This is a genomic window from Streptomyces sp. NPDC002845 (genome assembly GCF_053591955.1).
Genome location: NZ_JBSFUU010000083.1, coordinates 1 through 13,073, shown reverse-complemented (window position 1 = coordinate 13,073; position 13,073 = coordinate 1). Strand labels below are relative to the sequence as shown.

At 70.2% G+C, this 13,073-nt stretch carries 11 protein-coding genes and 3 tRNA genes; 5 read left to right on the top strand and 9 right to left on the bottom strand.

The window, feature by feature from the left end; all coding sequences use genetic code 11:
• Positions 1 to 61 precede the first annotated feature (61 nt).
• Positions 62 to 1,573, top strand: coding sequence for a N,N-dimethylformamidase beta subunit family domain-containing protein (locus ACWD3C_RS39135; protein WP_451151844.1), 1,512 nt, complete (start codon positions 62 to 64; stop codon positions 1,571 to 1,573).
• Positions 1,574 to 1,658: 85 nt separating this feature from the next.
• The gene (locus tag ACWD3C_RS39130) at positions 1,659 to 2,558 is read left to right on the top strand and encodes a phosphoribosylaminoimidazolesuccinocarboxamide synthase (protein WP_451151842.1); all 900 of its coding nucleotides are present in this window, start codon (positions 1,659 to 1,661) and stop codon (positions 2,556 to 2,558) included.
• A gap of 243 nt (positions 2,559 to 2,801) precedes the next feature.
• Here ACWD3C_RS39130 and ACWD3C_RS39125 read toward each other — a convergent pair.
• The 8 genes from ACWD3C_RS39125 to ACWD3C_RS39090 form a co-directional block, all read right to left on the bottom strand.
• Positions 2,802 to 2,874: transfer RNA gene (locus ACWD3C_RS39125), tRNA-Gly, on the bottom strand.
• A gap of 23 nt (positions 2,875 to 2,897) precedes the next feature.
• Positions 2,898 to 3,509 carry a response regulator gene (locus ACWD3C_RS39120; protein WP_451151840.1) on the bottom strand — a complete coding sequence of 204 codons (612 nt, stop codon included), beginning with the start codon at positions 3,507 to 3,509 and terminating at the stop codon, positions 2,898 to 2,900.
• On the bottom strand, positions 3,506 to 4,936 hold the full coding sequence (locus ACWD3C_RS39115) for a sensor histidine kinase (protein ID WP_451151838.1): 1,431 nt from the start codon (positions 4,934 to 4,936) through the stop codon (positions 3,506 to 3,508). Before ACWD3C_RS39115 ends, ACWD3C_RS39120 begins: the two co-directional genes overlap by 4 nt.
• Before the next feature lie 33 nt (positions 4,937 to 4,969).
• Positions 4,970 to 5,794, bottom strand: a complete 825-nt coding sequence (locus ACWD3C_RS39110) for an ABC transporter permease (RefSeq protein WP_451151836.1) — start codon at positions 5,792 to 5,794, stop codon at positions 4,970 to 4,972.
• Positions 5,791 to 6,747: an ABC transporter ATP-binding protein gene (locus ACWD3C_RS39105; protein WP_451151834.1), complete on the bottom strand. Its 957-nt coding sequence runs from the start codon at positions 6,745 to 6,747 to the stop codon at positions 5,791 to 5,793. Before ACWD3C_RS39105 ends, ACWD3C_RS39110 begins: the two co-directional genes overlap by 4 nt.
• Positions 6,748 to 6,981: 234 nt before the next feature.
• Positions 6,982 to 7,054: transfer RNA gene (locus ACWD3C_RS39100), tRNA-Gly, on the bottom strand.
• An 80-nt stretch (positions 7,055 to 7,134) separates the two neighbouring features.
• Positions 7,135 to 7,206, bottom strand: a tRNA-Gly gene (locus ACWD3C_RS39095).
• 181 nt (positions 7,207 to 7,387) lie between these two features.
• Positions 7,388 to 7,705 (bottom strand): histone-like nucleoid-structuring protein Lsr2, encoded by a 318-nt coding sequence (locus tag ACWD3C_RS39090; protein ID WP_451151832.1) that lies wholly within the window; start codon positions 7,703 to 7,705, stop codon positions 7,388 to 7,390.
• Positions 7,706 to 8,101: 396 nt separating this feature from the next.
• On the opposite strand from ACWD3C_RS39090, the gene purS reads away from it, so the two are divergent.
• From purS to purL, 3 genes are read left to right on the top strand one after another with little or no spacing between them, the layout of a single operon-like run.
• Complete coding sequence (gene purS / locus ACWD3C_RS39085; RefSeq protein WP_451151830.1) at positions 8,102 to 8,365, top strand: phosphoribosylformylglycinamidine synthase subunit PurS; 264 nt, start codon at positions 8,102 to 8,104, stop codon at positions 8,363 to 8,365.
• Positions 8,362 to 9,066, top strand: coding sequence for a phosphoribosylformylglycinamidine synthase subunit PurQ (gene purQ, locus ACWD3C_RS39080; RefSeq protein WP_451151828.1), 705 nt, complete (start codon positions 8,362 to 8,364; stop codon positions 9,064 to 9,066). The genes purS and purQ overlap by 4 nt, the downstream gene beginning before the upstream one ends.
• Complete coding sequence (gene purL / locus ACWD3C_RS39075) at positions 9,063 to 11,321, top strand: phosphoribosylformylglycinamidine synthase subunit PurL (RefSeq protein WP_451151826.1); 2,259 nt, start codon at positions 9,063 to 9,065, stop codon at positions 11,319 to 11,321. Before purQ ends, purL begins: the two co-directional genes overlap by 4 nt.
• 265 nt (positions 11,322 to 11,586) lie before the next feature.
• On the opposite strand, the gene ACWD3C_RS39070 is transcribed toward purL, so the two are convergent.
• The coding region (locus ACWD3C_RS39070; RefSeq protein WP_451151824.1) for an esterase at positions 11,587 to 13,073 on the bottom strand (1,487 nt) is incomplete at its 5' end.

The following is a 13,073-nucleotide window of genomic DNA, read 5'->3' as shown; positions in this document are numbered from 1 at the left end:
ACGCGAGCCCCACGGCAAGAGCCGAAGCAGCACCACGGGGGAACGAGGGAGGGGAACAGGTATGGGGTCTGAGCAGATCCGCCGCTGGGAGTCGGGCGCACTCGCGCACGCCGTGACGGATCCCTTCGGCCAGGGCCCCGTCCCCTGGCTGCGCGGCAGCGAGACGTACTTCGACGACACCGGACAGGTCGTCCCCTGGTACGTGGACCCGGCCGAGGCCCAGCCCCACCCCCGCCCCACCGAAGGCGCGACCAAGGGCCCCCACATCCCCGCCCCCCGAGCCGGAGGCCCCCGCTCGGCCGACGACGTCCGCTGCCAGATCAAGGGTTTCACCGCCACCGGCGCAGCGGCCCCCGGCGAGTCCATCGACTTCCACATCACCGTGGACCCGCCGCAGGAGTTCGGCGTCGACATCTACCGCATCGGCCACTACGCGGGCGACGGCGCCGCCAAGATCACCACCAGCCCCCGCCTCTCCGGCATCGTGCAGCCCCCGCCGCTCACCGCCGACCGCACGGTCTCCTGCCACCACTGGTGGCTGTCCTGGCGCCTGCAGGTCCCGAGTTACTGGCAGCCCGGCGCGTACGTCGCCGTCCTCACCACCGCCGACGGCTACCGCTCCCACGTGCCGTTCACGATCCGCGACGACCACCCGGCGGACCTGCTGGTCCTGCTCCCGGACATCACCTGGCAGGCGTACAACCTCTACCCGGAGGACGGCCGCACCGGCGCCAGCCTCTACCACGCCTGGGACGAGGAAGGCCGTCTCCTCGGCGAGGCGGAGGCCGCGACAACGGTCTCCTTCGACCGCCCGTACGCCGGCGCCGGCCTCCCCCTCCACGTCGGCCACGCCTACGACTTCATCCGCTGGGCCGAGCGCTACGGCTACGACCTCGCTTACGCCGACACCCGCGACCTGCACGCCGGCCGCGTCGACCCCAGCCGCTACCGGGGCCTGGTCTTCCCCGGCCACGACGAGTACTGGTCGACCCAGATGCGCCGCACCACCGAGCTGGCCCGCGACCACGGCACGTCCCTGGTCTTCCTCTCCGCCAACACCATGTACTGGCAGGTGGAGTTGGGCCCCTCCCCGTCCGGCGTCCCCGACCGCCTCCTCACCTGCCGAAAACGCCGCGGGCCGGGGAAACCCGCCCTCTGGCGTGAAATCGACCGCCCCGAGCAGCAGCTGATCGGCATCCAGTACGCGGGCCGGGTCCCCGACCCCCACCCCCTGATCGTGCGCAACGCCGACCACTGGCTGTGGGAGGCGACCGGCGCCCACGAGGGCGACGAGCTCGAAGGCCTGGTCGCGGGCGAGGCCGACCGCTACTTCCCGCGCACCCCGCTCCCCAGGCACGACGGCCGCATCCTGCTCGCGCACTCCCCGTACCGGGACGGCGAGCGCACCCTCCGTCACCAGGAGACCTCCCTCTACCGGGCCCCCTCCGGCGCCTGGGTCTTCGCAGCCGGAACCTTCGCCTGGTCCCCGGCCCTGGACCGCCCCGGCCACGTCGACACTCGTGTCCAGCGAGCCACCGCAAACCTCCTGGACCGCATCTGCAAACGCGACTGACCCGGCCCAGGACCACCCCATACCAGGGCTGCTCCTCCCCATACGGGAGAATCGAGTCACCCTTACAGAACCACGGGGAGGAACCGTGTCCGGATTCGTCGAAAAGCCCGAGCCCGTGCAGGTCTCGGGTCTGGTGCATCTGCACACCGGCAAGGTGCGCGACCTGTACCAGAACGATGCGGGCGACCTCGTGATGGTCGCCAGCAACCGTACGTCCGCGTACGACTGGGTGCTGCCGACCGAGATCCCCGACAAGGGGCGCATCCTCACGCAGCTCTCCCTCTGGTGGTTCGACCAGCTCGCCGACCTGGTCCCGAACCACGTCCTGAGCACCGACCTCCCGCCGGGCGCCCCCGCCGACTGGGAGGGCCGCACGCTGGTCTGCAAGTCCCTGCGCATGGTCCAGGTGGAGTGCGTCGCCCGCGGCTATCTCACCGGTTCGGGCCTCGCCGAGTACCAGGAGACCCGCACCGTCTGCGGCCTCGCCCTCCCTGAGGGCCTCGTCGACGGTTCGGAACTCCCCGCCCCGATCTTCACCCCGGCCACCAAGGCCGCGGTCGGCGAGCACGACGAGAACGTCTCGTACGAGGAGGTCGCCCGCCAGGTCGGCCCCGACACCGCGGCCCGGCTGCGTCAGGTGACCCTCGCCGTCTACAGCCGCGCCCGCGACATCGCCCGCGACCGGGGCATCATCCTCGCGGACACCAAGTTCGAGTTCGGCTTCGAGGACGACGAGCTGGTCCTCGCCGACGAGGTCCTCACCCCGGACTCCTCCCGCTTCTGGCCCGCCGACCAGTGGGAGCCCGGCCACGCCCAGCCGTCCTTCGACAAGCAGTTCGTACGCGACTGGCTCACCTCCCCCGACTCCGGCTGGAACCGCGCCTCCGAACAGCCCCCGCCGCCCCTGCCCCCGGAGATCGTGGACGCGACCCGCGCGAAGTACATGGAGGCATACGAGCGCCTTACGGGCACGGCCTGGTCGTAGCCGTACGACGCCGACCGGGCCCGAAGCCGTACGACGGCGACCGGCCCTGGCCGCGAACGACCGGGCCCGGAGCCGAACAAAGGCAAACGGGCCCGGCGGCGACGAACGAAAACAAACGGGCCCGGCGGCGAGAAGACAAACGGCCCCGGCGGCGAATGACCGGGACCGGGCCCGGCAGCCGGACAGCAGGCGGCACACACGCCGAAGGCCCCGGTCGATCCCGACCGGGGCCTTCGTGAACCGAGCGGACGACGAGGCTCGAACTCGCGACCTCAACCTTGGCAAGGTTGCGCTCTACCAACTGAGCTACGTCCGCACTGCGCCGTGGCGCGAGAGCAACTATACCCAACCCCGCTCACGCGCGAGACGCACAGCCGCGTGCCGGTTCTCCGCCCCGAGCTTGGAGACGGCTGAGGACAGATAGTTCCGTACGGTCCCCTGCGACAGCGCGGCCCGCTCGGCGATCTCCGCGACGGGCGCCCCGTCGGCGGCGAATTCGAGCACCTCGGCCTCCCGCGCGGTCAGCGGCGAGTCCCCGGCGGAGATCGCGTCGGCGGCCAACTCGGGATCCACGTAACGGTTTCCCGCGTGCACCGTACGAATGATCTCCGCGAGCCGCTGCGCGCTGACGGTCTTCGGGACGAACCCGCGCACACCTGCCTCAAGCGCTCGCTTCAGATGCCCCGGCCGCCCATGACTGGTCACGATCAGCACCTGGCAGCCGGGCAGCTCGGACCGCAGCGATGTGGCGACCTTCACACCGTCCGCCCCCGGCATCTGAAGATCCAGGACGGCCACGTCGGGTTCGTGCGCCCGTGCCATCGCCAGCGCCTCCGGCCCGGTGGCCGCCTCGGCGACGATCACGAGGTCGTCCTCCAGCGCGAGCAGCGCCGCGAGCGCGCCCCGGATGAGGTGCTCGTCGTCGGCGAGCAGAAGGCGCACGGCCGTCATGACGTGGCCCCCCGCCCGGCCCCCGCGAGCTCCGCTGCCGCCAACGGCACCCGCACCTCCACCCGGAACACATCACTGTCGACCGGCCCCGCCTCCAACGTCCCGTCCACCGCCGCCAGCCGCTCCCTCAGCCCGGCAAGCCCGGAACCGCCAGCGGAAGAGCCGCCGAGCCCGCCGCCGGAAGAGCCGCCGAACCCGGCGCCGGAAGAGCCGCCGAGCCCGCCGCCGGAAGAGCCGCCGAACCCGGCGCCGGAAGAGTCTCCCGACGCGCCGCCGAACCCTCCCCTGGAGGCTCCGCCGAGCCCGCCGCCGGAAGAGCCCCCCGACGCGCCACCGAACCCACCCCCGGAACCTCCGGCCATCCGCACCCCGTCGTTCTCCACCGTGAGTACCACCCGCCCCTCTGTCACCCGCAGTGCCACCCCACAGCGGCTGGCGTCCCCGTGCCGCAGCACGTTCGTCGTCGCCTCCCGTACCACCCAGCCGAGCGCCGACTGCACCTCGACCGGCAGCCCCTCGCAGGAGCCGGTCACCTCGCAGTCGATCCCGGCGGCGGTCAACACCCCCTGAGCACCGGCGAGTTCCCCGCTCAGGTCGGCTTCGCGATATCCCCGCACGACATCCCGCATCTCCCGCTGAGAGTCCTGCGCGATGCGCTGCACCTCGATCATCTGCTCCACGGCCTCGGGGCGTTCGCGCCGGGCCAGCTGTACGGCCAGTTCGCTCTTCAACGCGATCACGGCCAGGTTCCGGCCCATCACGTCGTGCAGGTCGCGTCCGAACCGCAGCCGTTCCTCGGCGACGGCAAGGCGGGTACGGGTCTCACGGGCCTCGTCGAGTTCGTAGACGGCCTTGAGGAGCCAGACGGAGAAGACGGAGGTGAAGGCGAGGAAGCCCGCCCCGACCAGTACCCCGAACGCGGTGGCCAGCGCGGCGGGAAGGGAGGCGCCCAGTGGCAGCGCCGTGGCCCCGCCGCCCACCGCGAAGCCGCCCACCAGCATCAGCACACGCCACCGGTCACGGATGCCGAGCGCGATGATGCCCACACCGAAGGCCAGCACCCCGCCGAAGAGCGCGCCCGCCGCGGCGTCGGCATCGGAGTCGGCCGGGCTGTGGTGCGCGACGAGCAGCGCGCCGATCGCGATCAGCGCCGAGACCACGCCGAGCGTCCACAGCAGCCGCAGGGGCTGCTCATGGCTCCCGCGCACCCAGTCGAGCGCCCGGGACACGGTCACAGAGCAGAGCGCGGCGTGCGCGCACACCAACACGAGCAGCCAGCCGCCGAGCGGGCCCCCCACCTCGCCGAAGGCCGCCAGTCCGATCGCCGCGACTTCGATCACGGCGAAGAAGTGGAACGACCACCGCGTATACGTCTCGACCTTCGCCGGCGTGCTCTTCCCCCGCCACCAGGCCCCCGGCCCCCGCATCTTCCCGTCCCCCTGTGCGTCGCTGTACGTCGGTCAGCGCCGTGGTTCCCAGCGGAACCACCGCTGTACAGCAAACACCGCGACCACCGTCCAGGCCAGCGCGATGGCGACCGCGCCCAGGGCCTCGTACGCGGACAGGTCGCCGGTCCAGGCGCCGCGTATCAGGGTGATCACGGGGGAGAGCGGCAGCAGTTCGCAGACGGAGGCGAGACGGTCGGGCAGCACTTCGAGCGGTACGGCGATGCCCGAGCCGAGCAGGGAGACGAACATCACCGGCAGGCTGGTGACCTGGGCGCTCTCGGCGGTTCGGCTGAAGGCGGCGGTGACCGCGGCCAGCGCGGCGCACAGCACGACCCCCAACAGGACGCCCACCACGGCGAGATGGGGTGCGGGCGGTGCCCCGATGTCGAGCAGGACGGTGCAGCCGATGGCCAGCAGCACGCACTGCGCGAGCCCGATGCCCACGGCCGGCAGCGAGGCGCCGACGAGGATCTCCTGATCGCGCAGCTCACCGGTGCGCAGCCGTTTCAGGACGAGCTCCTCACGGCGTACGACGTAGACGCTGGTGAGCGCGGCGTACACCGCGAACAGCAGAGAGAAGCCGATGGCGGCGGGCAGGATGACCGTGCCGACGGTGAGCCCCGCGTCCTCAAGGTCCATCTCGTCGGTCGCCGAGCGCACGCTGAGCGGCAGCAGCAGCGGCACGACGACCGCCGTGACGAGCGTGGCCTTGCTGCGTCCCAGCAGGGTCAGTTCGGCGCGGGCGAGGGCGGCCATCCGGCCGGTGACCGTCGTCGTACCCACAACCGTCGCCGTACCCACAGGCGCCGTCGTACCCACACGCGTAGGTGTGCTCATACGGCTACGACCTCCCCCTTCTCCGTCTCGGCGGCCGTCTCCCGGGCGATCCGCAGGAACGCCTCCTCCAGCGAGGCCGACCGCACTTCGAGCCCGCGCAGCTCGACCCGCGCCCGGTCGGCCCACAGCAGCAGCCCGGTGGCGGCCCGCTGGAGCTCGTTGGTGCGCAGCCGTACCGTGCGGCCGTCCTCCTCGTGCCCCGTGACGCCCAGCCCGGCGAGCGGCGGCAGGTCGCCCAGGAAGTAGCCCTCGGGCAGCTCGAAGGAGATGTGGGACGGCTGGGAGGCGGTGACCTCGGCCGGGGTGCCGGTGACCGCGATACGGCCCTCGTGGAGGATCGCCAGCCGGTCGGCCAGGCCCTCCGCCTCCTCCAGGTAATGCGTGGTGAGCAGCACCGTCGTGCCCCCGGCGCGCAGCTCGCGCACCAGCTCCCAGGTCTCCTGGCGGCCTTCGGCGTCGAGCCCGGTCGTCGGCTCGTCGAGGAAGAGGACCTCGGGGCGCCCGAGGAGCGCGAGCGCCAGGTCCAGGCGCCGCTTCTCACCCCCGGACAACTGCTTCACCCGAACGCCGGACCGCCGCCCCAGCCCGACGATCTCCAGGGCCTCCCCGATGGGCCGCGCCCCGCTCGTGCACCCCGCCCACATCCGTACCGTCTCCGCGACGGTCAGCTCGGAGGGGAAGCCGCCCTCCTGCAGCATCACGCCGATCCGCGGCCGCACGGCCGCCCTCTCCGCGTACGGGTCGTGCCCGAGCACCCGCACCCGCCCGCCGGCCGGTACCGCGAGCCCCTCCAGCAGTTCCACCGTCGATGTCTTGCCCGCGCCGTTCGTGCCCAGGAGCGCGAAGAGTTCCCCCTGGCCCACGGAGAACGTGATCCCCCGTACGGCCTCGAAACCGCCCCCGTACACGCGTCGCAGGTCAGTGACCTCAATCACGTGCCTGTTGGTGTTCATGGATTCAGCATCCCGGCGATCAGGGCCCGGCAGCAGTGCGCCCTGTCATCACTCCGCATGACAAATGTCAGACCAAGCACCCAAAGCAAGTACCCGGACCAAGCACCCAAAGTCAGCACCCAGGGCACCCAAGGGCAAGCCCAAAGCAGGCACTCAGAGCAAGCGCCCAAAACCAATAGGCCGTGCCCGAACACGACGAAGGCCCCGGTCTTTCGACCAGGGCCTTCATTCCCGAGCGGACGACGAGGCTCGAACTCGCGACCTCAACCTTGGCAAGGTTGCGCTCTACCAACTGAGCTACGTCCGCAATGCCTCCGACCGGCTCCCACCGATCGGCACGAACACCAGCCTACCTGATCCACAAGAGTGGTCCGTACGACTGTGCAGAGCGGGTGACAGGAATTGCACACTGCGCCTTCCCCCTGGAAGGGGGATGTTCTACTACTGAACTACACCCGCGTAACTCCGTGAGGTGGGCCTTTCGGCCTCGCCCCTCGGCGTGCTCCAGACTCTAGCTGACCAGGAGGGGTGCAGCGCAAGTCGGTTGTCCCGAGGGGCGGGTGACCGGTCGTCGGCCGACGGCGGGGTGACCGGGACCCGGCCGACGCTCACCGTGCCGCGGCGAACTACCGGCCGGCGCTCATCGCGCTGCGGCGAACGCCTCGTAGACCCTCTTGGGGATCCGCCCGCGCGCCGGCACGTCCATCTTGTTGGCCTGGGCCCAGGCCCGGACGGCCGACGGGTCGGGGGCGACCTCCGTCTGCCGGTACGCCTTGCCGGACCTCGACCGCTTGCGCCCGGCCTCCATGAACGGCGCGAGGGCCTTGCGCAGTTCCTTGGCGTTGGCTTCGTTCAGGTCGATCTCGTACGACCTGCCGTCCAGCCCGAAGGCGATCGTTTCCGCCGCTTCCGAGCCGTCGATGTCGTCAAAGAGAGTGACCACGACACGCTGCGCCACGAATATCGGTCCCTTCGTGCGACGTCTCGGCGATGCGAGCACCTTCCAGGACGCGCTGATACGGCATGTGCGTATGTGCGTCATGGAGATGTCGTAGGGGCCAGACGTCGGCTGTCCGGCTGAAATGGGGGTATTGGGCAAAGTATCGGCTATTGCCAATTCATTTGTACAGTGCCTGGCATTGCATTGTGAAGCCCGACTAAAACCTTCCGCGTGTCCGCCGCGCAATAGGTACCCGGGATCTTTCCAAGATGTTTCCTCCGAGGGGCCTGTTCGATACCGTATCGTGACAGTGCTCACGTGTAATCTCTGTGGTTTCCTACGAATCTACCCGTGTAGATTTTTTGTGCGGGTAGTCTGAAGGAACCTGCTCAGCACCACACACCGGGAGTGCCAGTGGCACGCGTCGTAGTCGACGTCATGCTCAAGCCGGAGATCCTCGACCCCCAGGGCCAGGCGGTGCAGCGCGCGCTGCCGCGTCTCGGTTTCGAGGGCGTCTCCGACGTACGTCAGGGAAAGCGATTCGAACTGGAAGTGGACGGGCCGGTCGACGACACCGCGCTCGCCCGCATCCATGAACTGGCGGAATCCTTCCTCGCCAACACCGTGATCGAAGACTTCACCGTCAAGGTGGAGGAAGTCGCGGAGGTCGGAAAGTGACCGCTCGTATTGGCGTCGTCACTTTCCCGGGAAGCCTCGACGACCGGGACACCCAGCGCGCGATCAAGTACGCGGGTGCCGAACCCGTCGCTCTCTGGCACAAGGACAAGGACCTCAAGCAGGTCGACGCCGTGGTGCTGCCCGGCGGTTTCAGTTACGGCGACTATCTGCGCGCCGGAGCAATCTCCCGCTTCTCGCCGGTGATGGAGCCCGTCATCGAGCAGGCGAAGTCGGGAATGCCGGTCCTCGGCATCTGCAACGGCTTCCAGATCCTCACCGAGGCCCACCTCCTCCCCGGCGCGATGCTCGGCAACAACCACCTGCACTTCATCTGCCGCGACCAGAAGCTGCGGGTGGAGAACGCGGACACCGCCTGGACGACCGACTACACGTCCGGGCAGGAGATCCACATCCCGCTGAAGAACATGGACGGGCGGTACGTCGCCGACGAGCGCACCCTCGACATGCTGGAGGCCGAGGGCCGGGTCGCGTTCCGTTACCTCGCCCGCGGCGCAGCCGCTGATGGATACGGCAATCCCAACGGCTCCCTCCGTGACATCGCCGGCATCACCAACGAGGCCGGCAACGTCGTAGGCCTGATGCCGCACCCGGAGCACGCCGTCGAGCCCCTCATCGGCACCGGCCGCACCGACGGCCTCCCCTTCTTCACCTCGATCCTCAAGAAGCTGGTCAACGCATGAGCCGGACGCCTCTGGACACGGTCGAGCACGCGGCCGCGACCCCCGACGTCGAGCTGCCCTGGGCCGAACTCGGCCTGAAGAAGGACGAGTACGAGCGGGTCGTGGAGATCCTCGGCCGCCGGCCCACCGGTGCCGAACTCGCCATGTACTCGGTCATGTGGTCCGAGCACTGCTCGTACAAGAGCAGCAAGGTCCATCTTCGCCAGTTCGGCGAGAAGGCGCCCCAGAGCGATGCGCTGCTGGTGGGCATCGGTGAGAACGCCGGTGTCGTGGACGTCGGCCAGGGCTACGCCGTGACCTTCAAGGTCGAGTCGCACAACCACCCGTCGTACGTCGAGCCCTACCAGGGCGCGGCGACCGGCGTCGGCGGCATCGTGCGCGACATCATCGCGATGGGCGCGCGGCCGGTCGCGGTCGTGGACCCCCTCCGCTTCGGTGCTGCCGACCACCCGGACACCAAGCGCGTCCTCCCGGGCGTCGTCGCGGGCATCGGCGGCTACGGCAACTGCCTCGGCCTGCCCAACATCGGCGGCGAGGTCGTCTTCGACTCCTGCTACCAGGGCAACCCGCTGGTCAACGCCGGTGCCATCGGCGTCATGCGGCACGAGGACATCCACCTCGCGAAGGCGTCCGGCGCGGGCAACAAGGTCATCCTGTACGGGGCCCGGACCGGCGGTGACGGCATCGGCGGCGCGTCCATCCTGGCCTCCGAGACCTTCGACGACGCCAAGCCGAGCAAGCGCCCCGCCGTCCAGGTCGGCGACCCCTTCCAGGAGAAGCTGCTCATCGAGTGCACGCTCGAAGCCTTCGCCGAGAAGCTGGTCGTCGGCATCCAGGACCTCGGCGCGGCGGGCCTGTCCTGCGCCACGTCCGAGCTGGCCTCCAACGGCTCCGGCGGCATGCGCGTCACCCTCGACGACGTACCTCTCCGCGACTCCACTCTCTCCCCCGAGGAAATCCTCATGAGCGAGTCGCAGGAACGCATGTGCGCGGTCGTCGAGCCGGAGAAGGTCGACCGGTTCCTGGAGATCTGCGCGAAGTGGGACGTCATCGCAACCGTCATCGGTGAGGTGACCGACGGCGACCGCCTGGAGATCTACTGGCACGGCGGCAAGATCGTCGACGTCGACCCGCGCACCGTGGCGCACGAGGGCCCGGTCTACGAGCGCCCCTACGCCCGCCCGTCCTGGCAGGACGAGCTCCAGGCGGACGACGCGAACAAGCTGCCGCGCCCGGCGACGAGCGAGGAACTGCGCGAGCAGGTCATGAAGTTGGTCGGCTCCCCGAACCAGGCCTCCAAGTCCTGGATCACCAGCCAGTACGACCACTTCGTACAGGGCAACACGGTGCTGGCCCAGCCCGAGGACTCCGGCATGATCCGCGTCGACGAGGCGAGCGGCCTCGGCGTCGCCATCGCCACGGACGGCAACGGCCGGTACGCGAAGCTCGACCCGTACGCGGGCGCGCAGCTCGCGCTGGCGGAGGCGTACCGGAACGTCGCCACGACCGGTGCCAAGCCGCTCGCCGTCTCCGACTGCCTGAACTTCGGCTCGCCCGAGGACCCGGCGGTGATGTGGCAGTTCGCGGAGGCGGTACGTGGTCTCGCGGACGCCTGCCAGCAGCTCGGCACCCCGGTCACGGGCGGCAACGTCTCCCTCTACAACCAGACGGGCGAGGCCGCCATCCACCCGACCCCGGTGGTCGCGGTCCTCGGTGTCATCGACGACGTGGCCCGGCGCACGCCGGTCGCCTTCCAGGAGGAGGGGCAGCTGCTCTACCTCCTCGGCGAGACACGTGAGGAGTTCGGCGGTTCGGCCTGGTCGCAGGTCGTCCACGACCACCTGGGCGGGCTGCCGCCCCAGGTGGACCTGGAGCGTGAGCGGCTGCTCGCCGAGATCCTGATCTCCGCCTCCCGCGACGGCATGATCGACTCCGCGCACGACCTGTCCGACGGCGGTCTGATCCAGGCCGTGGTCGAGTCCGCGCTCCTTGGCGGCAAGGGCGCGCGTCTGGTCGTACCGGACGGGCTGGACGCCTTCACCTTCCTCTTCTCGGAGTCGGCGGGGCGTGCGGTCGTCGCCGTGCCGCGCTCGGAGGAGGTCCGCTTCAACGACATGTGCGGGGCGCGGGGGCTTCCCGTCACCCGCATCGGCGTCGTGGACGGTGACTCGGTGGAGGTGCAGGGCGAGTTCAAGCTGTCGCTGGAGGAGCTGCGGAAGGCCCACGAGGAGACGATTCCGGCGCTGCTCGCGTAAGGCTCTTCGGCTGTACGCAGATGGAGGTCCCGTCCTGTGGAGGGCGGGACCTCTTCGTGTCGTGGTGTGCCCGGCATGGGCGATTGCTTACGGCAGGGTCCTCTCCCCGGACGGCGGTCAGGGCCGAAGCAAGCGGCTCGTACGGCTTCTCAGCGTCGAGCTGGAAGCGGTTGACGTGACCCGTCTCATGTCGGGCGGTGCATCACTGTGAGAGGAGGTGGACCCCGGAAGCAGCTCTCCTCCGGGGTCCGTTCGCCGCGTCGGGTCAGCGGATGGCCATGCCGAAGGCCTTGCCCGTGAGGGGCAGGCCGTTCAGGCCGGGCTGATAGGTCGTCACGGTCGCGCCCGTGCCGCCCATGGCGTTCGACCAGGGCAGGCCGTGGACGGCGCCGCGCTCGGCGGGGCCGTGCGGCAGGCCGATCCACAGGTGGGTGCCGGTGGCGTTCAGGTAGTTGCCCACGAGTTGCGATGCGCCGGGGGTGCCGGGCAGGCCGCGTGCGTTGCCCGCCTCGATCCAGTGGTCGGAGTCGCCCGGCGTGCCCAGGAGCGAGAAGGTCTGCACGACGCCCGCGTCGGTGGCTGTGCCGATGTCCTTGCCGGGTACGCCGACCGCCAGCAGCATGGTCGAGGCTGTGCTCGTCGTGTCCGGCGCGGTGTTCGTGGCGGTGACCCGGGCGCCGAACCGGTCGTCGGCCTGCGAGGCCCCGTTCACGCTGGCGACACCCTGATGGATGGTGGCCAGCTGGCTCACCGTGCCGGCCGCGGTCACCCGGACCGTGGTCACCTGCCCCGCGTCCTTGAAGGAGGTCGATCCGACCCAGAGGGTCTCACCGGGCGTACCGATGGCGAGGATCGAGTCGGTCGCTGCGGTGGCGCCGGAGGGACGGTACGCGACCATCGAGAGCGACTCGCCGAACCGGTCGCCGGCCTCGGCCGCGTCGCTGATGCCGGCAGTGTCCTGGTCAATGCTGGCCACGGGGGCGGGGATGCCGTCCGCGCTCAGCTTGTGGTCCATGATCGCCACCATGCCGGCGTCCGCGCTGGTGCCGGCGGCCTCGCCCGGGGCGCCGATTGCGATGTGGTTCGGCGAAGCTGTGACAGAGGCACCGAACTGGTCGCCGCCCTCGATGACACCCACCACACCCGGATCATCCTGGTGGATATCGACGTTGGTGGTACCGCGCAGGTAGTAGACCAGGCCCGCGTCCACGTGGCCCTTCAGGTTCTTGCCGGGCGTGCCGATCACCAGATACGGCTCACCGGCGGCGGTGTGACCGGCGGCCAGGCCGGCGCCCATCCGGTCGCCGGCCGCCGACGGCCTCTCCTTGATGGCACCCGAGCCGGTGCCCTGCTGGAGGTTGAACCCCGCCTTGCCTTGGCCCAGGCCGTTCCGGGAGCCGTACAGGACGGTCACCAGACCGCCGTCCACCACGGTGCCGATGTCCTCGGAGGGGACGCCCACGACCAGGTCGGTGCAGCCGTCCTCGTCCCAGTCGACGACGGCCAGTTCCTCGCCGAACCCGTCACCCGCCTCGGCTCCGGTCGGCACATAGTCGACGTCCTGGTGGAGCGCCACGGTGCCCTTGTCACCGCCGTAGACGACCCGTACCAGGCCGGCCCCCGACTTGCTGTTCACGACCGCCGTGGGGTCGCCGACGGCGATGTCCTCGACGGCGTCGCAGTTGAAGTCGGTGATGCGGGGCGCGCCGGTCTTGTCGTTCACCCAGGAGGTCAGGTCGTCGACGCGGGCGG